The organism is Citrobacter sp. RHB20-C16, assembly GCF_013890155.1.
In the GTDB taxonomy this organism is placed as follows: Bacteria; Pseudomonadota; Gammaproteobacteria; order Enterobacterales; family Enterobacteriaceae; genus Citrobacter_A; species Citrobacter_A amalonaticus.
In genome coordinates, this window is record NZ_CP057630.1 from 4,788,148 (window position 1) to 4,811,249 (window position 23,102).

Sequence of the window (23,102 nt, forward strand, 5' to 3'; positions counted from 1 at the left end):
AGCGCATGGAGCAGAATGCGCTACCTGCATGAAGAAGGGGTTTTTAGATATTACCGCTGTAGTGCCAGCGCAGGTAACGCAGTAAACGGAGTTGACGGGTAATGCGGCTCGGCTGCGACAGCAAGCGATACAGCCACTCCAGCCCCAGATTTTGCCACACCTTCGGCGCACGTTTTACATGACCGGTGAAAACATCATAGGTACCGCCGACGCCCATATAGAGCGCATGCGGATGCACCTGCCGGCAATCGCGCATAAAGATTTCCTGTTTCGGCGATCCCATCGCCACGGTGACGATTTTCGCCCCACTGGCGTGGATTTGCTCAAATAGCGCAGGACGCTGCTCCGGCGTAAAATAACCGTCCTGGCTGCCGACAATGTTCACATTCCACTGGGCGCGCAGTTTCGCTTGCGTTTGCACCAGCACTTCCGGCTTTCCGCCCACAAGGAATACCGGCGTGCCTTCCTCACCCGCGCGGGCCATCAACGCTTCCCAGAGATCGGCACCCGCCACGCGAGAAACCTGGGCATGCGGAAATTTTTTGCGTACCGAGCGCACGACGCTGATCCCGTCGGCATATTTATACTCTGCCGCCTCAATCAGGGTACGGACTTCTGGGTTATCTTCCGCCGTCAGGACCTTTTCTGCGTTAATCGCCACCAGCGTACCTTGTTTAAGCTGGCCGCCAGCATAGAGATAATCCAGCGCATGGTGCATATCACGCCAGCCAATCAGCTGGAGTCCGCGCAGATCGTAAATTGGTGCTGTTGTATTATCAGTCATTGCTATCCTTCAACCTGTTTGTCTGGCAGGGCTCGCCAACGTTTATGGATCAGTCCGGCCTGGTCAAACAGCCAGAACAGAAGTTTTGCCACCAGCAAACAGGCACCAAAAACCACCAGGAAAAAAACAACACGCGAGACAAACGAGTCCAGTCCCTCTCGCGCCAGCACGATCATATTGAAAATCGCGCCAAAGCAAAAACTATGCAAAATCGCGGCCTTGTAGCGGTTGGCCTCACGATTACCCAGCTCGTACAGCCAGTCGAACCATTTGATGATAAGCCCTACCACAACCGCGCCCAGCGGGATAAACAGCGCGCCGCCCATCACCACCAGCGAACCAATCAGCGTTGGCGAAATCGCCAGACCGGAATGGTTGTTCAGCACTTCCCACGTAAAGTAGTTCGCCGTATTCAGCACCACACTCGGCCGCCCTGGCCAAAGCCAGGAAGGAATAAAGACGTAGAAATCACGGGCAATTGGCGCCAGCCCCTGAAAGTCGATTTTGTCGTAATTTTGCAGCAGCAGCGCCAGGTTCTCCCACGGAGAAAACGTGTCACGGGTGAGATAGAGAAACGTATAGAACGCCTCGTCACCGCTGACGTTCAGCCCGTAGCGCTTCAATGCCAGCCAGAACATCCCGACAATCCCCAGCACGCCTGCTGCCGCCAGCATCCACAGAGAGATCCAGCCGCGAATAATACCGATGAACAGGAAGATGGCGAAGGCAATGATGATATTGGCGCGAGTGCCGCCGACAATCACATACGTCAGCAGGCCAAATGCGACGGTGCTGACCAGGAAGAACAGCCACGCTTTACTGTCCTGACGCAGGAAATAGACCACCAGCATGGCCGGGATGAAAAAGTAAAAGAAGCGTTTTAACGCCACGCCGGAAACTTCACTGGAAAAAATCTGGCTATACGACTGCAGGCGGAACAGTAAGAAACCATTATGCATGAAGAAGATGCCCACGCTGATCAGCGCAATCCCCATCAGAATCATCCAGGTGAGATGGGTTTCCACCCGATTCATCGTGAACAGCGGTTTGTACGGCGCGTCCGCAATCCGTTTGCGCAAGCGGGTCTTATAGGTCACATAGTAGATCGCGTAGAAACAGGCGGCGGAAAGCAGCGCCTGTAGCAGGATTTCCGGCGGTGCGACGGCAACGTCAAAGCGGAACGCCAGCACGCTGGTCAGCGGAAAGCCAAAAAAGAAGGTCAGCAAAAACAGCAGCGAGAAGAACACGTTGAAGTTGAAGCGCACGCGGCGAAACTCAAACCAGGTTAGCGTGGCGATAAACAACGTGGAGAGGAGCCAGACGACAAACAGGCCGCTGAACTGCATCAGACTCATAGCGCCTCCGCTGCGGCAACCTGCAACGCGTGATGCCAGGGCTGCAAATAGTTCGGGCTAAAGAAGGTAATGGTATTTTTATCCACTGACGCCAGCTGGCGCTGCGCCTCGCGCACCACCTGTTCGTTAAGTTCATCGGTCGTAAACAGCACCGGAAGATGCTGTTCCACCATGTCCTGCCAGAAGGGATTTTCGCGGTTCAGCACGCAGGGCACGCCTGCCTGAATCAGCAAACACAAGGTGCCAATTCCCTGCTGACGGGCAAAAATAAAGTACCCGAGATCGCACTGACGAAGCAGCGCCAGATAGTCGTCGAACGCCAGCTTGTCGCTGAGGATCTGCAGGTTATCTGCACTGAACAGTCTTAGCCCCGCCTGACGAACGTCCGCGATATACGCCTCGTTATTCGCCGGATAGCCCATCGGGACAACCACATTTACGTTGTCGCCAAACTGCTGATGCACCGCCCGCAGCGCGGCGATATGTTCGTTGCTGCGATCGCCTGAGTTGCCCACCAGAATGGTCATTTTTCCGCTGCGTTGGCGATCGTTCACCATATTGTTGAGCGCGGGATCCATTCGCGTCGGGAAATAGAGCAGTTCTCCCGGCACGCGCGGATGCTGTTGGGCGAAATAGTTCAGATCGCCACGGGTGGCAAAAACGCCCCCAATACGGCTTTGCGCCAGACGGCGAAGCGGATAAAACAGTTTGAATTTCAGTCCGCTGGAGACTTCATACAGATCCGCGCCCCAGATGTGCCAGTAAAACTGACTGGGCTTAATTCCACCGCTCAGTAACGCCAGCCACAGCGCCATATTAAACTGACCGTGGAAGAAGAAACGCTGCTGTCTGTTCGCTTTAGCTTGCGCTATCACCGCTTGCGCCAGCGATTTTTTACCGCTGTAGAAACGGATGGAGAGCGCCGGGCAACTTTCCGTCAACCCGGCATCCTGACCGGCGACCATAAAGACACGGGCATGCTCACTGGTCGATGCCAGCGTATCGTTGAAAAACCGCAGCACGGTTTGATTATGGTGAGGGATATCCGATCCCAGTACGTGAATCAGTACAGTCATGCCCGCCTACGCCAGAGTAAAAATACACAACAACATAAAGAAAAATAGACGACATACGTTGCCATATAGGCCTGTGCCGCACCCAGCGCGCCATGTGCCGGGATCAGCCAGTGCGCAAATGCCGTCAATAAAAAGAACTGGCTGATTTCCGCCAGAATATAAAACCGCAGTGACGCTTTGGCGATCACCAGGTAACCGAAGACATATGCCCCAACTTTCAGCACATCTCCAACCAACTGCCAGGCAAACAGATCGCGCATGGCGGTGAATTTCTCAGAGAACAGCAGCCAGATAGCAAAGTCACGCAGCAGCCAGACGGAGAAGCTCGCAGCGGCCACCGCAGGCAGAACAAACTTCAGCGACTTCACCACTTCCCGTGTGATGTCCCGCTTTTCGGTAAGGCGCGACAGCGTCGGCAACAGGTAAACGCTAAACGACGCGGTAATAAATTGTAGGTAAGCATCCGAGATACTGCTCACCCCTTGCCAGATTCCGACGTCATCCCAACTGTAGTGCGCCGCCAGCAGGTTTCGCATCATCACATACGCCACTGGCAGCGTGACGGAGGTGATCAGCGCCATCAGGGTAAACTTGCTGAGCTGGCCCGCCAGCCCGTTATCCCAGGATGGCTTGAGATAGCACAGAGGGATCATTCCGCGTTTCAGCAGCATGGCTGCCGCCGGGATCACCACCAGTGCGGGCACCAGCGCCAGGCCGAGGAGCGCGCCTTCATAGCCACCCAGCCGGTAACAGCCATAATAGGCGACAACGCCCACCAGGCTGCCGACAATCAGTGACAGCGCATTCCCGGCCGCATCACGAAATCCTTTCATTAACGCCAGCAGCAGGTTGGCCCAGGCAATCCCCATCTGCACCAGCGCCACTAAGCGTACTAACCCCTGATACTGCGTATGACCAAACAGTCCCTGGCTAATCGGTGCCGCCGCAAGCAGAAACACCAGCGCCAGCAGCGTCGAAAAACCCAGCACCATCGCCGAGGATGTCCCGACCACCTGCCGCAATTGTTCGGGGTTATCGTGAGACTGCGCAACGTATTTGGTGACGCCGTTGAAAATGCCGGCCCCCGCCAGGACGCCAAGCACGGTGACCATCTGACGGAAATTTCCCGCTTGCCCGACACCCGCCGGGCCGAATGACACCGCCAGCAGCTTAACGACCAGTAACCCCGCGCCAATTTTGACCAGCGTGCTGGCCGCCGTCCACAAGGACGCTTTCGCAAGCGACATATCAGGCGAAATAGTTCAGCAATGTCGTAATCACCGTTCGCTGATTCACTGCCGACAGGTTATAGAACAACGGAAGGCGCAGCAGACGTTCGCTCTCTTTGGTGGTGTAGCGGTCCTCGCCGGAGAATTCACCAAACTTGTCGCCAGCCGGGCAGTCATGCAGCGGAATGTAGTGGAACACCGCCATAATCTCGGCTTCTTTCAGGAAGTTAATCAGCGCGCTACGATCGTCAATGTCGCGCAGCTTGATATAAAACATATGGGCGTTCTGTTTGCAGTCATCCGGAATGGATGGCAATTCAATTCTGCCCGCACGCGCCAGCGGTGCGAGGGCATCATAGTAGGTCTGCCACAGCGCCAGACGCTGCTGATTAATGCGGTCCGCCGCTTCCAACTGTGCCCAGAGATAAGCGGCCTGTAGATCGGACATCAAATAGCTGGAACCAATATCACGCCAGGTATATTTGTCGACCTGACCACGGAAGAACTGGCTGCGGTTAGTCCCTTTTTCACGAATGATTTCGGCTCGCTCAATAAGGCTGCGATCGTTAATCAGCGTTGCGCCGCCTTCGCCACCGGCGGTGTAGTTTTTGGTTTCATGGAAACTAAAGCAGCCGATGTGGCCGATCGTTCCCAGCGCCCGGCCTTTGTAAGTCGACATCACCCCCTGCGCGGCGTCTTCTACCACAAACAGGTTGTACTTATCCGCCAGCGCCATGATGGTGTCCATCTCACAGGCCACACCCGCATAATGCACCGGCACAATCGCCCGCGTTTTTTCGGTGATCGCCGCTTCAATGCGCGTTTCGTCAATGTTCATGGTATCCGGACGGATATCCACAAAGATGATTTTAGCGCCGCGCAGCACAAAGGCATTCGCGGTCGACACGAAGGTGTAACTCGGCATGATCACTTCATCACCCGGCTGGATATCCAGCAGCAGTGCCGCCATCTCCAGTGAGGCGGTACAGGAAGGCGTCAGCAGTACCTTCGCACTGCCAAAACGCTGCTCAAGCCACTGCTGACAACGACGAGTAAAGCCCCCATCGCCACACAGTTTGCCGCTGCCCATTGCAGACTGCATATACTCAAGTTCGGTACCCACCACCGGCGGTGCGTTAAACGGAATCATGTTGTCACCTGTATAACCAGTACGCGGTGCTTTCTACATTCGCACCGCTTTGTATATAACGTTTAAGCGCGGCGGTGTTGCCCATCTGGGTCGCCACCAGCAATGTTGTTTTGCCGCGCGCCTGCGCCCATCCCAGCGCCGCCTGCATCAGCTCTGCCCCAACGCCACGCCCGGCGAGCAAGCCGATTCGCGCCTCGCGGTCATCCAGTTCACGCAGCGAGACATAGCCGCGAATATCCCCATTTGAGGTGCGAAGAACCAGACACTGATGATCAAACGTGCCGTGCACCGCGTTTTCAATCCACTGCGCATAAAAGCGAGCGCTGGCGTCAGGCGCATACCACGGCGTGCGAAAGCGGCTTTGCGCAAAGGCCGCCGCAGCGAGCTGGCGCAAGGCCGGAATGTCCGTCAGTTGTGCAATTTCTGCGCCAGTTTGACCGTTGTTTTTCCCGACAGGAAGAACAAAATCGACTTCCCCTTCCACCAGCGCGAAACCCAGTTGTTGCAGAGCATCCAGCTCGCGGGTATTGGCCGCCGGGATTTTGGCCTGCACCCGCGACCAGGGCTGTAAGGCTTCTGCGGTCAATAACGGCGCCGCCGGATCCAGCCGGACAATGGCGCTGTTGATGCCAAAGAAGCGGTTTTCCCAGCCCAGCGGCTCAATACTGGCGTGGACGTGCACGAAGCAGCTCCAGTAAATATTGGCCATAACCTGTTTTCGCCAGAGCGCTGGCGGCACGTTTCACGCCGTCATCATCCAGCCAGCCATTGCGCCAGGCAATCTCTTCCAGACAGGCAATTTTGAATCCCTGACGCTTTTCAACCGTCTGCACAAAGGTGCTCGCCTCAATCAGGCTGTCATGCGTTCCCGTATCGAGCCAGGCAAAACCGCGGCCCAGCAGCTCAACGGTCAGATTGCCTGCGTCAAGGTACATCTGATTGATAGAGGTGATCTCCAGTTCGCCGCGTTCAGATGGTTTCACGCGCTTTGCGTACTCCACCACCTTGCTGTCGTAGAAATAGAGCCCGGTCACCGCCCAGTTAGATTTTGGCTGCTTCGGTTTCTCTTCTAACGAGATGGCGCGGAAATTGTCATCAAACTCCACCACGCCAAACCGTTCTGGATCCATCACCTGATAGCCAAACACGGTCGCCCCTTCGGTACGCGCGGCGACATGGCGCAATTTAGGACTGAACCCCTGACCGAAGAAAATATTGTCGCCTAACACCAGGCAGGAAGGTTCGCCGTTCAGGAACGTCTCACCGATGATAAACGCTTGCGCCAGGCCATCCGGACTCGGTTGTTCGGCATACTGCAAATGAATGCCAAATTCAGAACCGTCGCCTAACAGACGCTGAAAATATCCTTTGTCTTCCGGCGTGGTGATAATCAGGATCTCACGAATGCCGGCCAGCATGAGCACCGATAACGGATAATAAATCATCGGCTTATCGTAAATGGGGAGCAGCTGTTTCGACACGCCACGCGTGATAGGATGCAAACGGGTGCCAGAGCCGCCCGCCAGAATGATACCTTTCATGCCTTCCTCCTCCGGGAAATTAGCCCTTCAGACCTAAACGTTGCCCCTGATAACTGCCGTCTTGTACGGGCTTCCACCAGGCCTCATTCGCCAGATACCACTGCACGGTTTTACGCATGCCGCTTTCAAAGGTTTCCTGCGGCGTCCAGCCAAGCTCACGGGCGATTTTTGACGCATCAATGGCGTAACGTAAGTCGTGACCAGGACGATCGTCCACAAAGGTAATCAGGTCGCGGTAATGTGCGATACCCTGCGGTTTGTTCGGCGCCAGCGTTTCCAGCAGCTCGCAAATCGTCTCAACCACGTCCAGATTCTTACGCTCGTTATGACCGCCGATGTTATACGTTTCACCGACTTCTCCGGTGGTCGCCACGCAGTACAGCGCTCTCGCGTGATCGTCCACATACAGCCAGTCGCGGACCTGCTGTCCGTTGCCATACACCGGCAGCGGTTTGCCCGCCAGCGCATTAAGAATCATCAGCGGGATCAGTTTTTCCGGGAAGTGGTAAGGGCCATAGTTGTTAGAGCAGTTGGTGATAAGGGTTGGAAGACCGTAAGTGCGCAACCAGGCGCGCACCAGGTGATCGCTGCTGGCTTTCGACGCGGAATAGGGGCTGCTAGGGGCGTAGGGCGTCGTCTCAGTAAAGAAATCATCCGTCGAGTGCAGATCGCCATACACCTCGTCCGTCGAGATGTGGTGGAAGCGAAACGCCGATTTCTTCTCGTCAGCCCGTTCACTCCAGTACGCCCGCGCCGCTTCCAGCAGCGTGTAGGTGCCAACAATGTTGGTTTCGATAAACGCCGCCGGTCCATCGATGGAACGATCGACATGGCTTTCGGCGGCCAGGTGCATCACGCAGTCTGGCTGATACTGTTGAAACACCCGATCCAGCGAGGCACGATCGCAAATATCCACTTTCTCGAAAGCAAAGCGATCGTTCTGCGCAACCGGAGCCAGCGACATCAGATTGCCGGCGTAGGTGAGTTTATCCACCACCACCACCGCATCTGCCGTCTCATTAATGATATGCCGTACCACCGCTGAGCCGATGAAACCTGCGCCACCCGTCACCAGAATCCGTTTCATTAACGCCACACTCCTTTGGTATCCACGACGTACTGCTGCTGCACAGCATCGCCCTGAATGGCTTTAAACTGGCTATGATCGACCAGCATCACCAGCACGTCGGCCGTCGCCAGCGCGTCGTTCAGGGCGGCAAGAGTACAAAGACCGTCCAGCTTTTTCGGCAACTGGTGAATATTCGGTTCCACCACCAGCGTTTCACCGCTGTGCCACTGGGCGATACTTTTTGCGATCCCCATTGCCGGGCTTTCACGCAAATCGTCGATATTGGGTTTGAATGCGAGGCCAAAGCAGGCGATTTTCACTTCGCTGGCGCGCTTGTTCGTCGCCGCCAGGCAGTCCGCAACGGCGGCTTTGACCTGATCGACGACCCAGTGTGGTTTACCGTCGTTTACTTCACGCGCGGTACGGATCAGACGCGACTGCAACGGATTCTGCGCCACAATGAACCACGGGTCGACAGCAATACAGTGCCCGCCCACACCCGGTCCAGGCTGGAGAATGTTGACACGTGGATGACGGTTTGCCAGGCGAATCAGTTCCCAGACGTTAATCCTCTGCTCGGCGCAAATCAGCGACAGTTCGTTCGCAAAGGCGATATTGACGTCGCGGAAGCTGTTTTCCGTCAGCTTGCACATTTCGGCCGTACGGGAATTGGTCACCACGCACTCGCCTTCAAGAAATATTTTGTACAGCTCGCTGGCACGCGCCGAGCACACCGGCGTCATACCGCCGATGACCCGGTCATTCTTGATCAGTTCAACCATCACCTGACCCGGCAGAACGCGCTCAGGACAATAGGCGATATTCACATCCGCCTGCTCGCCCGCCTGCTGCGGGAAAGTGAGATCCGGACGCATTTCGGCCAGCCACGCCGCCATCTGTTCGGTCGCGCCAACCGGAGAGGTCGACTCGAGGATTACCAGCGCGCCCTTTTTCAGCACTGGCGCAACGGATTTCGCCGCCGCTTCGACATAGGTCATATCCGGCTCATGCTCACCTTTAAACGGCGTCGGTACTGCAATCAGATACGCATCGGCATCGACAGGGGTCGTGGTGGCGCGCAGAAAACCGCCTTCCACCGCCGTTTTCACGACGTTATCGAGGTCCGGCTCAACAATATGGATTTCACCGCGGTTGATGGTCTCCACCGCATGCGGGTTAACGTCCACCCCAATCACCTGCTTTTGGCGCGAAGCAAAGGCAGCCGCCGTCGGCAAACCGATATATCCCAGCCCAATAACAGAAATGGTAGAAAAACTCATAGCGATACCCGATTGTTTTTTAATGCGTGTAAAATGCGGCCGCAGGCCTGCCCGTCACCGTAAGGGTTATGGGCGCGGCTCATAGCCTGATATTCGTTTTCGTCATGCAGCAAACGCGTGACTTCTTCAACAATGCGCTGTGGGTCTGTCCCCACCAGACGCACGGTCCCGGCGGTAATGGCCTCGGGTCGTTCGGTTGTTTCACGCATCACCAGCACCGGTTTGCCCAGTGACGGCGCCTCTTCCTGAATCCCGCCGGAGTCCGTCAGAATCAGCCAGGCGTGATTCATCAGCCAGACAAAGGGCAGATAGTCCTGCGGTTCAATCAGCGTCACGTTTTCAACATGACCGAGAATGCGGTTGACCGGCTCGCTGACGTTCGGGTTCAGGTGCACTGGATAGACAATCTGCACATCCTGATTGGCGGCCGCAATCTCCGCCAGCGCATGGCAAATCTGCTCAAATCCACGGCCAAAACTTTCGCGACGATGACCGGTCACGAGGATCAGTTTTTTATCCGAACTGAGGAACGGATACTGCTCGGCAAGTTCTGAACGCAACGTATCACTAGCCAGAACGCGGTCGCGCACCCAGATCAGCGCATCGATCACCGTATTGCCGGTTACAAAGATGCGGCTGTCGGCAATATTCTCGCGCAACAGGTTTTGCCGCGAGTTCTCCGTCGGCGCAAAGTGATACATCGCCAGATGCCCGGTCAGCGTACGGTTTGCCTCTTCCGGCCACGGGGAATAGAGATCGCCAGTGCGTAACCCGGCCTCGACATGGCCGACCGGTATACGTTGATAAAACGCGGCCAGACTGGTCGCAATCGTGGTGGTGGTATCTCCGTGTACCAGTACCACATCTGGCTTGAAGTCAGCGAGGATAGGCTTCAGCCCTTCCAGTATCCGACAGGTTATCTCTGTCAATCCCTGACCCGGTTGCATAATATTGAGATCGTAATCAGGAACAATAGAAAAGAGATTCAATACCTGATCGAGCATCTCCCGGTGCTGCGCGGTGACGCAGACTTTTGCGTCGAAATCAGGATCCTTTGCCAGCGCATGCACCAGAGGTGCCATTTTTATGGCTTCCGGTCGCGTGCCAAATACAGTCAGTACTTTCACATCGATTCTCTTCGAATAGTCAGTGAGGGCCCAGCCCCTCACTGCGGCAGTCGTGCTAAATCGTGCGGCGGCGGGTTAACGCAACACCTGCGCCGATAAGCCCCCCCACGATGCCCCACATCACCATCAGGAAGGCACGGCGCGGGCTATCGCGTTTTACCGGTTCTTCCGGTGTACGCAAATAGCGATAGGTCTGAAAACGCGGGTCCAGCGTGGGGCCCACATTCAATGTATTTAGCATGGCTCGATTCTGGAAGTAGTCCAGATCGAAAGAGGGGCCGACCGCCTGTAAATTTTCAAGGCGTGCCTGGAGCATGGGACGTCCGAGCAGAAACAGCTCCGAATCCGGTAATTCATCCGCTGGCACATCGGTCGCACTGCGGGAGATATTGTGCTGTTCAGCGATTTTAAGCGCCTGTTCAATACTGCTCACGCGGCGGGAGAAAATTGCTTTCGCCACCTCTTCCTGACGTTTGACCTGCGCCTTCATTTGCACGGTCCGCGCGGCCCACGCGCCTTTCAGTTCTTCATTGAGATGGCTTGCCGCACGCTGGCTGGAGAACGCCACATACTGACGCAGCAGATTGTTCGCATCAGGTGCGGTTTCGGCAATCAGCTTGACGCTGTCGTTAATGGCACGGGCAAAATCACCGGGAGTGAACTGAATGTTGTTGATCATCTCATCCAGCATGGCGGCATCGGCCTTGCTGTTGCCAACCATCCGCTGCTTGTAATAGTCAGTTTGCAGCCAGAAGTCGCGACGCGTATCCCAGGAGGCCAGTTGCATCACAAACTCTTTATAGGCTTCGTCCATGACCGAAGGTTGATCACCTGACGCGTTGTCCGCTTTCGCATCCAGATTCCGCAAAAACTGCTGTTGGGAATAGTAACCCCCCAGCATATTCACCGTGGGGCGATCGGAGATCGCGGTCGCGCTCCACTCCTGACGAGCAAAAAAAGTATACGCCAGCGCGATCAGCGCGAATAACAGCGCGATACCGACAATCCACACCTTCCCGGCCCATAAGGTACGAAACAACCCACGAATATCCAGTTCATTTTCAGCGCTCACAACGTGTGCCCCCGGTAATGGTTGAGTCATCGCACCCTCATTTACTTGGTTAATTTTGGATTGTTATCACGGTTTCTTCGTAATCTGCGCTTCATGCGCTTAATGAACCTCGCCACCTTCCAGGCACGCTTAATGCAGTAACCGTAGAGGAAGAATGCTAGCAAAAAGAGCACCAGCATGACCCATTCCGGGACAAAATGAGAATATTCCGCCAGCACGCCAATCGAGGCCAGTATTGCGGCGGCTAGCGTGATCAGGACAAACGCCTGACGTGAAGTAAACCCTGCACGCATGATCAAATGATGAATATGCTGACGGTCTGGCGAGAACGGGCTCATCCCTTTACGCAGACGACGATACATGATGGCCACCATGTCCATCAGCGGAATGGCGATGATCCACAGCGCGGTAACCGGGCTTATCGGGTGCGTTTTACCCTGGGTGGTTTCAAGCAGGATCCAGATAACGGTAAAACCAATCAGCGTACTGCCGGCGTCACCCATAAACACTTTATAGCGACGGCCAAGCGCACCGAGGTTCAACAGGATATAGGGCAGGATGGCGGCGATCATGGCAAAGCACCAGATAGCCAGACTGGTCTGTCCATCAAACCACAGAATAAGCCCCATTGCGGCAAATGAGACGCTGGAGAGCCCGCCTAATAAGCCATCGATACCATCCACCATGTTGAAGGCATTGATCGCGGCCCATACGGCGAAGAGCGTGAGGAAATAACCAAACGGGCCGAGCACCATCTCCCACGGGCCAAAGATATAACCGAGGCTGCTGAGATAAAGCTTGCCTACCGCCATCATAATTACGCCGATAGCAGCCTGAATGGTGGCACGTATTTTTACGCTAATATCAAAGCGATCGTCCAGTGCACCGATAAAGACCAGGACACCGGCACAAGCCAGATAGAGAGCAGCGTGGGGGATATAGACATTCACAATGCTAAATGTGAAACAAATCCCCGCATAAACTGAGATGCCCCCAACCAACGGTATCAATCCCTGGTGGCGTTTACGGAAGTTGGGTTTATCCACTAAACCGACCTTTTTTGCGACCTTCCGTGCAAAAAACAGGAACAGTGTCGTGAATAAAAAAATACTGATGAGATCAGTACTGACTGTCAGTAAATTCACAATGCGTGCTCTCAGAGAAAATTATAAGCAGAAGTATAACCACGAAGGCCTGTATTCAGAAGGGAAACTCCACTCCGAACCGTCTGTTTTGTATAATTATTAACCACGTGTCGCACTTGATGGCTGACGCGCGTGCAGCGGAGGACAATAACCCTTGATTTGTTAACTTGTCGTTAAGATTACAGACATAAAAGCAAAACGCCACGTAAAAACGTGGCGTTTTCGGCTGAGAGCTCGTTTACGAGCGCTTCATCATGTCGAAGAAGTCGTCGTTAGTCTTGGTCATCGCCAGTTTATTAATGAGGAATTCCATTGCGTCGATTTCGCCCATCGGGTGAATAATCTTGCGCAGGATCCACATTTTCTGCAGCTCTTCCTGAGTGGTGAGCAGCTCTTCTTTACGGGTACCGGAACGGTTGTAGTCGATAGCCGGGAAGACGCGTTTTTCAGCAATCTTACGAGAGAGGTGCAGTTCCATGTTACCGGTGCCTTTAAACTCTTCGTAGATGACTTCATCCATCTTAGAGCCGGTATCGATCAACGCCGTTGCGATGATGGTCAGGCTGCCGCCCTCTTCCACGTTACGCGCCGCACCGAAGAAACGCTTCGGACGATGCAGAGCGTTAGCGTCCACACCACCGGTCAGCACTTTACCGGAAGCCGGAACCACGGTGTTGTATGCACGTGCCAGACGGGTGATGGAGTCGAGCAGAATGATAACGTCTTTTTTGTGTTCAACCAGACGTTTCGCTTTCTCGATCACCATTTCCGCTACCTGAACGTGACGGGATGCCGGTTCGTCAAAGGTAGAAGCAACAACTTCACCTTTCACCAGACGTTGCATCTCGGTCACTTCTTCCGGACGTTCGTCAATCAGCAGCACCATCAACACACAGTCAGGGTGGTTGTAAGCGATGCTCTGCGCAATGTTTTGCAGCAGCATGGTTTTACCGGCTTTCGGCGGTGCGACGATCAGACCACGCTGACCACGACCGATTGGTGAAGCCAGATCCAAAACGCGCGCCGTTAAGTCTTCGGTAGAGCCGTTACCACGTTCCATACGCAGACGAGAGTTTGCGTGCAGCGGGGTTAAGTTTTCGAAGAGAATTTTATTACGGGCGTTTTCCGGTTTGTCGTAGTTAACTTCGTTAACTTTCAGCAGCGCAAAGTAGCGTTCGCCTTCTTTTGGCGGGCGAATCTTACCAGAGATGGTATCACCAGTGCGGAGGTTGAAACGGCGGATTTGGCTGGGGGAAACGTAGATGTCATCAGGACCGGCGAGGTAGGAGCTGTCTGCAGAACGGAGGAAACCAAATCCATCCTGCAATATCTCCAGCACACCGTCACCAAAGATATCTTCGCCACTCTTTGCGTGCTGCTTCAGGATGGCAAAAATAATGTCCTGCTTACGCATACGAGCCAGGTTTTCCAGCCCCATATTTTCGCCGAGAGTGATCAGCTCAGAAACCGGCGTATTCTTTAATTCGGTAAGATTCATAGTGGTGTGAGTTCTTAAACTTGGGGTAAATCTCGAACTTAATGTTGTGAATGGTATGGCAGGGTCATCCATGCCTGTTTACGGCCATCAACTCATGTCTGTTCGCTGTCTGGTCACAGGAAAGTACGCAGAACTGAAACGACAAGACGGATTGAATGATAAGCCAGGAATCTGTCCACTTCGCGTGCGAGAAAAAACGGGAAGTATTGGAGTTATCAAGATTCAAACTTAATAAGGTATGTTTAATACGAAGTCAACACTAACTTAGCACGACTCAAGTCGGGCGTCCAGTCATCCGAATCAATTAGGATTCAGGTCGCCCGAACATGAGACGTCCGGCTTACGCCAGGTTCGCGTCGAGGAACTCTTTCAGCTGACCTTTGGACAGTGCGCCCACTTTGGTCGCTGCAACCTCACCGTTCTTGAACAGCAGCAGGGTCGGGATGCCACGGATACCATACTTCGGCGCAGTGCCTGGGTTTTGGTCAATGTTCAGTTTAGCAACCGTCAATTTGCCCTGATATTCGTCAGCGATTTCATCCAGAATCGGGGCGATCATTTTGCACGGTCCGCACCACTCTGCCCAGAAATCAACGAGGATCGCCCCGTCCGCTTTGAGTACATCCGTGTCAAAACTGTCGTCAGTCAGGTGAATAATTTTATCGCTCATATAAACTCCACAGGAATAAGCCTGGTGTGTTGGTGTATACACATCATCCTTTAAGCTGCCTCTTTGTTGGCTTCACTCATCGTCCAGGTCACGTACTCTGTACGTTCTTGTGGACGCGTTCGCTTGCCGCCTCGACGCATCATGAATGATTTGTGTACAGCATTAACCAACTAAAGGTTGACTTTATTTCACCGGATACGCTTTCGTAAAGCAATAGTAAGCTGATATTCTACCACACTATGAGCAAAACACATTTAACAGAACAGAAGTTTTCCGACTTCGCCCTGCACCCAAAGGTTATCGAAGCCCTTGAAAATAAAGGCTTTCATAACTGCACGCCCATTCAGGCCCTCGCACTGCCGCTTACGCTGGCTGGTCGCGATGTTGCAGGGCAGGCGCAAACCGGTACCGGAAAAACGATGGCGTTCCTGACGTCAACGTTTCATTATCTTCTCTCTCATCCCGCGATTGACGATCGCAAGGTGAACCAGCCACGCGCCTTAATTATGGCGCCGACGCGTGAGTTAGCCGTGCAGATCCACGCTGATGCCGAGCCGCTGGCACAGACGACCGGTCTGAAGCTGGGTCTCGCTTACGGCGGTGACGGTTACGACAAACAGCTAAAAGTGCTGGAAAGCGGCGTCGATATTCTCATCGGCACCACGGGTCGTCTGATCGATTACGCGAAACAGAATCACATCAACCTGGGCGCCATCCAGGTGGTGGTCCTCGATGAAGCCGATCGCATGTACGATCTGGGCTTTATTAAAGATATTCGCTGGCTGTTCCGCCGCATGCCGCCGGCCAACCAACGCCTGAACATGTTGTTCTCTGCTACCCTCTCTTACCGCGTGCGTGAACTGGCGTTCGAACAGATGAACAACGCCGAATACGTTGAAGTCGAGCCGGAACAAAAAACGGGTCACCGTATTAAAGAAGAGCTTTTCTATCCGTCTAACGAAGAGAAAATGCGCTTACTGCAAACGCTGATCGAAGAAGAGTGGCCGGATCGCGCCATCATCTTCGCGAACACCAAACACCGCTGCGAAGATATCTGGGGTCATCTGGCCGCCGATGGTCATCGCGTTGGTTTGCTGACTGGCGATGTGGCGCAGAAAAAACGTCTGCGTATTCTCGACGAATTTACCCGTGGCGATCTGGATATTCTGGTCGCAACCGACGTTGCCGCGCGCGGCCTGCACATTCCTGCCGTGACGCACGTATTTAACTACGATCTGCCGGACGATTGCGAAGACTACGTACACCGCATCGGTCGTACGGGCCGTGCTGGTGCAAGCGGTCACTCGATCAGCCTGGCCTGTGAAGAGTACGCCCTGAACCTACCAGCGATTGAAACCTACATTGGTCACTCGATTCCGGTGAGTAAATACAACCCGGAAGCGTTGATGAACAATCTGCCGAAGCCGCTGCGCCTGACGCGTACGCGCCCTGGCAATGGCCCGCGCCGCTCTGGCGGTGCTCCGCGTAATCGTCGTCGTTCAGGTTAAGAAAGTTATGCCATACACAACATCATTCAGCCTGTATCAGGGCGGCAAGAAAACGAATCCTGATGAACTTACTTTAGCCAGTGATTCGGGTGAAAAAACGCAGCCAGCACAGATACCGGTTGAAGGATGAAGTGTATGAATTCTACCTCGTTGTACGCCGCTATCGATCTCGGTTCCAATAGTTTTCATATGCTGGTCGTACGCGAGGTAGCGGGCAGCATCCAGACGCTCACGCGCATTAAACGCAAAGTGCGTCTGGCCGCCGGTCTGAACAGCAACAATGTCCTTTCTGCTGAAGCAATGGAACGCGGCTGGCAATGCCTGCGTCTGTTTGCCGAGCGCCTTCAGGATATTCCGCAGCCGCAAATTCGCGTGGTCGCTACGGCTACGTTACGTATCGCGGTAAACGCCAGCGAGTTTATCGATAAAGCGCAGGAAATCCTCGGTTGTCCGGTTCAGGTCATCAGTGGTGAAGAAGAAGCGCGCCTGATTTATCAGGGCGTGGCGCACACCACTGGCGGAGCGGATCAGCGTCTGGTCGTCGATATCGGCGGCGCCAGCACCGAACTGGTCACCGGAACAGGTGCGCAAACCACCTCCCTGTTCAGCCTGTCAATGGGCTGCGTCACCTGGCTCGAACGCTACTTTACCGATCGCAATCTGGCACAAGAGAATTTCGACGAAGCGGAAAAAGCGGCGCGCGATGTGCTGCGCCCGGTCGCCGATGAACTTCGCTATCACGGCTGGAAAGTCTGCGTCGGTGCCTCCGGCACCGTTCAGGCGTTGCAGGAAATCATGATGGCGCAGGGGATGGATGAGCGCATCACGCTGGCGAAACTGCAGCAGTTGAAACAGCGGGCGATTCACTGTGGTCGCCTGGAAGAGCTTGAAATTGAAGGCTTAACCCTGGAACGCGCGCTGGTGTTCCCCAGCGGGTTGGCTATTCTTATCGCCATCTTCACCGAACTCAATATTCAGTGTATGACCCTGGCCGGTGGGGCATTACGTGAAGGGCTGGTCTACGGGATGCTGCATCTTGCGGTGGATCAGGATATTCGCAGCCGCACGCTGCGTAATATTCAGCGCCGGTTTATGGTGGATACCGAACAGGCGCATCGCGTTGCGAATCTGGCGGTGAGTTTTCTCGATCAGGTAGAAAATGAGTGGCATCTTGAGCCGATCAGCCGCGAACTGCTGATCAGCGCCTGCCAGCTGCACGAGATAGGCCTGAGCGTTGATTTTAAGCAAGCGCCTCAGCATGCCGCCTATCTGGTCCGTAATCTGGATCTGCCGGGTTTCACGCCCGCACAGAAAAAACTGCTCGCCACGCTATTGTTAAATCAGACCAACCCGGTCGATCTCTCGTCGTTGCATCAGCAAAATGCCGTACCGCCGCGTGTGGCGGAGCATCTTTGTCGTCTGCTCAGACTGGCGATTATCTTCGCCAGCCGCCGTCGTGACGATCTGGTGCCAGCCATTACGCTACAGGCATCGAATGAAATTCTCACCCTGGCGCTACCGCCGGACTGGCTGGAACAGCATCCGCTAGGGAAAGAGTTGATTGAACAAGAAAGCCAGTGGCAGAGCTATGTCCACTGGCCTTTAGCAGTGCGTGAATGATTCACTGCCGGAGGGCGGCGTAAATGCCTAATCCGGCCTCCAGCCTACGATTTCTCTCTTTTCGCCGCCATCATCGCTTTCAGATTCGCCAGATGGCTTTGCCCTTTCTGCATTCGCTCTTCAGCGCTCACCACTTTACGCTCCTGCTCCCAGATCAGATCGTCCTGCGGTAACTCCAGCAGGAAGCGGCTCGGCTCCGGACGCACCAGTTCACCGTACTGACGTCGCTCTTTACACAACGTAAAAATCAGCTCTTTCTGCGCGCGGGTGATGCCGACATAAGCCAGGCGGCGCTCTTCATCAATGTTGTCTTCATCGATGCTGCTCTGGTGTGGCAGGAAGCCTTCTTCCATACCCACCATAAACACATACGGGAACTCCAGCCCTTTCGAGGCATGCAGCGTCATCAGTTGCACCTGATCCAGCTCTTCCTCACTCTCGCCGCGCTCCATCATGTCACGTAGCGTGAAGCGGGTGACAACCTGAGTGAGCGTCATCGGCTCATCCAGTTCGCTGCCTTCCAGCATTTCGGTCATCCAGCTAAACAGCTGGTTGACGTTTTTCATGCGCATTTCAGCGGCTTTTGGGCTGGGCGACGTTTCGTAAAGCCATGATTCGTAATCAATTCCGTGGATGAGATCGCGAACAGCGGCAATCGGCTCACGTTCTGCCAACCGCTGAACCTCGCCCAGCCAGTGGGTAAAACGGGTGAGCGAGTCATAGCCGCGCCCGGTGAGCGTCTGGCTAAGCCCCAGATCAAAACTGGCGGTAAACAGGCTTTTGTTCCGCGTCATCGCCCATTCACCCAGCTTTTGCAGCGTGGCGGGGCCGATTTCACGCTTTGGCGTATTCACAATACGCAGGAACGCGCTGTCATCATCCGGATTGGTCAACACCCGCAGATAGGCCAGCAAGTCTTTAATTTCCGGACGCGAGAAGAACGACGTTCCACCGGAGATTTTGTAGGGGATCCGGTTCTGCATGAGGAATTTTTCGAATACTCGCGCCTGGTGGTTGCCGCGATACAGAATGGCGTAATCTTTGTATTCCGTTTTATTTACAAAGTGATGGGCGATGAGTTCCCCGGTCACCCGCTCGGCTTCGTGCTCCTCATTATTCGCACTCAGAACTTTGAGTTCCGCGCCATATCCCAGCTCGGAAAAAAGCCGTTTTTCAAAGACGTGCGGGTTATTGGCAATGAGGATGTTCGCCGCCTTCAGGATCCGCCCGGAGGAGCGGTAGTTCTGCTCCAGTTTGATCACCTGTAACGCCGGAAAATCCTGACTTAACAACACCAGGTTTTGCGGACGCGCCCCGCGCCAGGAGTAAATCGACTGATCGTCGTCCCCTACGACGGTGAATCGCGCCCGGTTTCCCACCAGCAATTTCACCAGTTCGTACTGACTGGTGTTGGTGTCCTGATATTCATCCACCAGCAGATAGCGAATCTTGTTCTGCCAGCGCTCACGCACCTCTTCATTACGTTGCAACAGCAGCGTCGGTAGCAGAATCAAATCATCAAAGTCGAGGACATTGCAGGCTTTCATATGCGCGTCGTACAGCCCGTAGCAGTGCGCAAAGATACGATCGCGCTCGCCTTTCGCACCGGCGGCCGCCTGTGCGGGCGTTTTGAGATCGTTCTTCCAGTTCGAGATCGTCGAGATCAGCTGTTGCAGTATCACTTTGTCGTCTTCAATCAGCCCTTCCGTCAGATCTTTGAGCAGCGCAACCTGGTCCGTGTCATCAAACAGCGAAAAATTCGACTTCATCCCCAGCGCGGCGTATTCGCGTTTAATCACCTCCAGCCCTAACGTATGGAAAGTGGAGATCATCAACCCGCGCGCTTCTTTGCGTCCCAGCGTCTGTCCGACACGCTCTTTCATTTCGCGCGCCGCTTTATTAGTAAAAGTCACCGCCGCAATGTGTCGCGCCTGGTAGCCGCAGCCACGGATCAGATGGGCGATCTTGTTGGTGATCACGCGTGTCTTACCGGAACCCGCCCCCGCCAGCACCAGGCACGGTCCGGTGACGAATTCGACAGCTTGTTGTTGGCCGGGGTTTAAACGCATAGGTAAAAGTGCTCAATCTTCGAACGGGGGACGAATTGTAGCAGAAAGCGAGGTCGAGATTGAGCTTTCCGTAACCGCGCGTAACGCTGCCTGTGAGGGTAAGTAAGCGTGTGCTGCTGTCCAGATTCTGAACAATCCTGAACGCCGATCACACGGAAAAAATTACACAACGCCTGCACAAGAGGTTTAATTAACATATTGAGTATAAAAGAAAAACAGTAACAATAGTCGGACTAAGCTGCTTTGGCTTGTATAAACCGACAAAAAAGAAGACCGTTCATCCCACTTTCTTTGTTTATTCAACCGAAACATTTCTGAACCAAATACGCTAATAAATCAGGTGCTGCCACGTACTGCACCTCCTCTTATGCTGAGCATACAATGAATAAGATCCAGGCCACTTACTACCTACAAGACTCAACCGCTCGCCAGATAGTCCAACGCACGATGGGGATTATCCCCTATTCGGTTAACGTCATGAACGAGCACGGCATGATCATTGCCTCAGGTGAGGCGTCCCGTTTACATCAGCGCCATGAAGGTGCGGTGCTGGCGTTAACTGAAAACCGGATTGTTGAAATCGATTCGGCGACGGCTGACAAACTCAAAGGTGTGAAGCCCGGTATTAATTTGCCAATAAATTTTCGCGATCAGCTTATCGGCGTACTGGGTATCACCGGAGAGCCGGGTGAGGTGAAGGCTTATGCGCAACTCGTCAAGATGGCGTCGGAACTCATCATTGAACAAATGGCGTTACTTGAACAAAAACAGTGGGATAAACGCTACCGCGAAGAGCTAATCAACCAGCTTATTTTACGCGACCAGCCTCCGTCATCGTTAAGCGCCGTGGTCTCATGGTTAGGCGTTAATCTCCAGCTGCCGCGCGTGGTGCTTATCATGGAATTGCAGCAGCCGGATCGCGATGCGCTACGTACGCTGATGGATTATTTTGAATACAGCGCCCGCGACCATCTGGTGACATTTTCCGACTTTAACGAGCTGATTATCCTCAAACCTGTCACCCTGAAAAATGGGACTCTCAATAAATCGCTGGAGCAGCACGAGTTACAAAAATTTAAGCATTACGCACAGTCCTGCGGCTTTTCACGGCTCATCGTCGGCGGCTATTTTGCGGGAGAAAATGGCCTGCGACGCTCCTATCAGACAGCGAAATCAACCCAGGCGATGGTGAAAAGGCTGAAACTTAAGCATCAGTTTATCTTTCACGATGACTACGCGCTGGCCTCATTGCTGGGGGGACTTTCCGGCACCTGGCAAGCGGAAGAGTTATCAAAAATATGGTGCGAGTTGGTTACTCAGGACAGCAAAGGCGTCATGCAAAAAACATTGGAGCACTATTTCGAACATAATTGTGATCTTTCGCAAACTGCCACCAGTCTGCATATTCACGTAAACACCCTGCGCTATCGACTGCAACGCGTTGAAGAGATAACGGGAATAAAAATCAACAACTTGAAACAACTCCTTTGGTTGTACATTGGCATGGAGCTGCAACGGTAGTCTGTATTTTCCTCCAAATTTACATCCTGTCAGACGCGTATTTTTTAGCGGATCCTCACAAGGCTATTCCCGGCGGCTTCTCCATACTGCCTCAGTCAATTTTATGGAGAAAGCAGAAGATGGTTTCAATATCCGCAACAGGCGCCATCATCGCACTCGTGGTGGCGATCGTCTTAATATTACGCAAAGTCTCTCCCGCGTACGGCATGATGGTGGGTGCGCTGGTCGGTGGTCTCGTCGGCGGGGCAGACCTGGTCCAGACCGTCACGCTGATGGTCACGGGTGCGCAGGGCATCACCAATGCCGTACTGCGCATTCTCGCTGCAGGCGTACTGGCTGGTGTGCTGATCGAATCCGGCGCCGCGAACACAATCGCGGAAACGGTAGTGAAAAAAGTGGGCGAAAGTCGTGCCCTGCTTGCCTTAGCCATTGCCACTATGATTCTGACGGCCGTTGGCGTTTTTATTGATGTCGCGGTGATTACCGTCGCGCCGATTGCGCTTTCGATAGCCAGACGCGCCGGGCTATCAAAACTCGCCATTTTGCTGGCGATGATTGGCGGTGGCAAAGCGGGTAACGTCATGTCACCGAATCCCAATGCCATTGCCGCTTCGGATTCATTCCATGTCCCGCTCACATCCGTCATGATGGGGGGGATTATTCCCGGATTGTTCGGCCTGGCAATCGCCTATTTTCTGGCGAAGCGTCTGAGCCAAAAAGGCTCGATGGTCACAACGGAAGAGATCATTTCTCAGGACACGCACGGCACACAACCCGGATTCCTGGCGGCCATCAGCGCCCCCCTTGTTGCCATTATTCTGTTAGCGCTGCGTCCTGTGGCGGGCATTGCTATCGATCCGCTCATTGCTCTGCCAGTGGGAGGATTAGTCGGCGCAATCCTGATGGGCCGATTTAAACAAAGTAACGCCTTTATGATGTCCGGGCTGACGCGCATGGCACCTGTCGCCATTATGCTGCTCGGTACCGGCACGCTGGCTGGCATCATTGCCAACTCAGCGTTAAAAGAGGTCCTGATCGACGGATTAACCTCTTCCGGTCTCCCTTCTTATCTCCTGGCCCCCATCTCTGGCGCAATTATGTCGATGGCCACCGCGTCGACAACGGCCGGAACCGCCGTTGCAGCAGGCGTGTTCAGTCAAACGCTGCTGGGACTTGGCGTCTCTGCGCTTGCCGGTGCAGTCATGATTCATGCCGGGGCGACGGTTCTGGATCATCTCCCTCACGGCAGTTTTTTCCACGCCACTGGCGGTAGCGTCAGTATGCAAATCCATGAACGCTTAAAACTTCTGCCTTATGAAACCCTTGTTGGTTTCGTCATCGCATTGATTTCGACACTGCTGTTTGGTGTCTTCGGACTCGCCGGGTAA

20 protein-coding genes are annotated in these 23,102 nt (G+C 54.2%); 4 read left to right on the plus strand and 16 right to left on the minus strand.

Features of this window, described 5'->3' with window-relative positions; genetic code table 11:
- Positions 1–43: 43 nt before the first annotated feature.
- From wecG to trxA, 15 genes are all read right to left on the minus strand, one after another.
- Complete coding sequence (gene wecG, locus HVX64_RS22890) at positions 44–784, minus strand: lipopolysaccharide N-acetylmannosaminouronosyltransferase (protein WP_044258290.1); 741 nt, start codon at positions 782–784, stop codon at positions 44–46.
- A 2-nt stretch (positions 785–786) separates the two neighbouring features.
- Positions 787–2,139 (minus strand): ECA oligosaccharide polymerase, encoded by a 1,353-nt coding sequence (wzyE, locus tag HVX64_RS22895; RefSeq protein WP_044258288.1) that lies wholly within the window; start codon positions 2,137–2,139, stop codon positions 787–789.
- Positions 2,136–3,215, minus strand: coding sequence for a TDP-N-acetylfucosamine:lipid II N-acetylfucosaminyltransferase (locus HVX64_RS22900; RefSeq protein ID WP_044258286.1), 1,080 nt, complete (start codon positions 3,213–3,215; stop codon positions 2,136–2,138). The genes wzyE and HVX64_RS22900 overlap by 4 nt, the downstream gene beginning before the upstream one ends.
- On the minus strand, positions 3,212–4,462 hold the full coding sequence (wzxE, locus tag HVX64_RS22905; protein WP_044258285.1) for a lipid III flippase WzxE: 1,251 nt from the start codon (positions 4,460–4,462) through the stop codon (positions 3,212–3,214). Before wzxE ends, HVX64_RS22900 begins: the two co-directional genes overlap by 4 nt.
- Before the next feature lies 1 nt (position 4,463).
- Positions 4,464–5,594, minus strand: coding sequence for a dTDP-4-amino-4,6-dideoxygalactose transaminase (gene rffA, locus HVX64_RS22910; protein WP_044258283.1), 1,131 nt, complete (start codon positions 5,592–5,594; stop codon positions 4,464–4,466).
- Positions 5,595–5,598: 4 nt separating this feature from the next.
- The gene (rffC, locus tag HVX64_RS22915; RefSeq protein ID WP_181825450.1) at positions 5,599–6,276 is read right to left on the minus strand and encodes a dTDP-4-amino-4,6-dideoxy-D-galactose acyltransferase; all 678 of its coding nucleotides are present in this window, start codon (positions 6,274–6,276) and stop codon (positions 5,599–5,601) included.
- Positions 6,254–7,135, minus strand: a complete 882-nt coding sequence (gene rfbA / locus HVX64_RS22920) for a glucose-1-phosphate thymidylyltransferase RfbA (protein ID WP_042998793.1) — start codon at positions 7,133–7,135, stop codon at positions 6,254–6,256. The genes rffC and rfbA overlap by 23 nt, the downstream gene beginning before the upstream one ends.
- Before the next feature lie 19 nt (positions 7,136–7,154).
- The gene (rffG, locus tag HVX64_RS22925) at positions 7,155–8,222 is read right to left on the minus strand and encodes a dTDP-glucose 4,6-dehydratase (protein WP_044258282.1); all 1,068 of its coding nucleotides are present in this window, start codon (positions 8,220–8,222) and stop codon (positions 7,155–7,157) included.
- Positions 8,222–9,484: a UDP-N-acetyl-D-mannosamine dehydrogenase gene (gene wecC, locus HVX64_RS22930; protein WP_044258280.1), complete on the minus strand. Its 1,263-nt coding sequence runs from the start codon at positions 9,482–9,484 to the stop codon at positions 8,222–8,224. The genes rffG and wecC overlap by 1 nt, the downstream gene beginning before the upstream one ends.
- Positions 9,481–10,611, minus strand: coding sequence for a UDP-N-acetylglucosamine 2-epimerase (non-hydrolyzing) (wecB, locus tag HVX64_RS22935; RefSeq protein WP_042998790.1), 1,131 nt, complete (start codon positions 10,609–10,611; stop codon positions 9,481–9,483). The genes wecC and wecB overlap by 4 nt, the downstream gene beginning before the upstream one ends.
- A 55-nt stretch (positions 10,612–10,666) precedes the next feature.
- Entirely contained in the window at positions 10,667–11,713 is a 1,047-nt protein-coding gene (wzzE, locus tag HVX64_RS22940; RefSeq protein WP_042998789.1) for an ECA polysaccharide chain length modulation protein, read from the minus strand.
- Between the two features lie 11 nt (positions 11,714–11,724).
- Positions 11,725–12,828, minus strand: coding sequence for a UDP-N-acetylglucosamine--undecaprenyl-phosphate N-acetylglucosaminephosphotransferase (gene wecA, locus HVX64_RS22945; RefSeq protein ID WP_042998788.1), 1,104 nt, complete (start codon positions 12,826–12,828; stop codon positions 11,725–11,727).
- Positions 12,829–13,066: 238 nt separating this feature from the next.
- Positions 13,067–14,326 carry a transcription termination factor Rho gene (gene rho / locus HVX64_RS22950; protein WP_002437993.1) on the minus strand — a complete coding sequence of 420 codons (1,260 nt, stop codon included), beginning with the start codon at positions 14,324–14,326 and terminating at the stop codon, positions 13,067–13,069.
- Positions 14,327–14,413: 87 nt separating this feature from the next.
- Positions 14,414–14,533, minus strand: a complete 120-nt coding sequence (locus HVX64_RS22955) for a rho operon leader peptide (RefSeq protein WP_071887707.1) — start codon at positions 14,531–14,533, stop codon at positions 14,414–14,416.
- Positions 14,534–14,666: 133 nt separating this feature from the next.
- Positions 14,667–14,996, minus strand: a complete 330-nt coding sequence (gene trxA, locus HVX64_RS22960) for a thioredoxin TrxA (protein WP_001280776.1) — start codon at positions 14,994–14,996, stop codon at positions 14,667–14,669.
- Positions 14,997–15,235: 239 nt separating this feature from the next.
- Between trxA and rhlB the strand changes: the two genes are divergently transcribed.
- Positions 15,236–16,504, plus strand: coding sequence for an ATP-dependent RNA helicase RhlB (rhlB, locus tag HVX64_RS22965; protein ID WP_042998787.1), 1,269 nt, complete (start codon positions 15,236–15,238; stop codon positions 16,502–16,504).
- 135 nt (positions 16,505–16,639) lie between these two features.
- Complete coding sequence (gppA, locus tag HVX64_RS22970; RefSeq protein ID WP_044258276.1) at positions 16,640–18,124, plus strand: guanosine-5'-triphosphate,3'-diphosphate diphosphatase; 1,485 nt, start codon at positions 16,640–16,642, stop codon at positions 18,122–18,124.
- Positions 18,125–18,168: 44 nt separating this feature from the next.
- Here gppA and rep read toward each other — a convergent pair whose 3' ends face one another.
- Entirely contained in the window at positions 18,169–20,193 is a 2,025-nt protein-coding gene (rep, locus tag HVX64_RS22975) for a DNA helicase Rep (RefSeq protein WP_044258274.1), read from the minus strand.
- A 381-nt stretch (positions 20,194–20,574) separates the two neighbouring features.
- On the opposite strand from rep, the gene HVX64_RS22980 reads away from it, so the two are divergent.
- Together HVX64_RS22980 and HVX64_RS22985 are read left to right on the plus strand one after the other, a co-directional pair.
- Positions 20,575–21,714, plus strand: coding sequence for a sugar diacid recognition domain-containing protein (locus HVX64_RS22980; protein ID WP_044258273.1), 1,140 nt, complete (start codon positions 20,575–20,577; stop codon positions 21,712–21,714).
- 119 nt (positions 21,715–21,833) lie between these two features.
- Complete coding sequence (locus HVX64_RS22985; RefSeq protein WP_042998783.1) at positions 21,834–23,102, plus strand: SLC13 family permease; 1,269 nt, start codon at positions 21,834–21,836, stop codon at positions 23,100–23,102.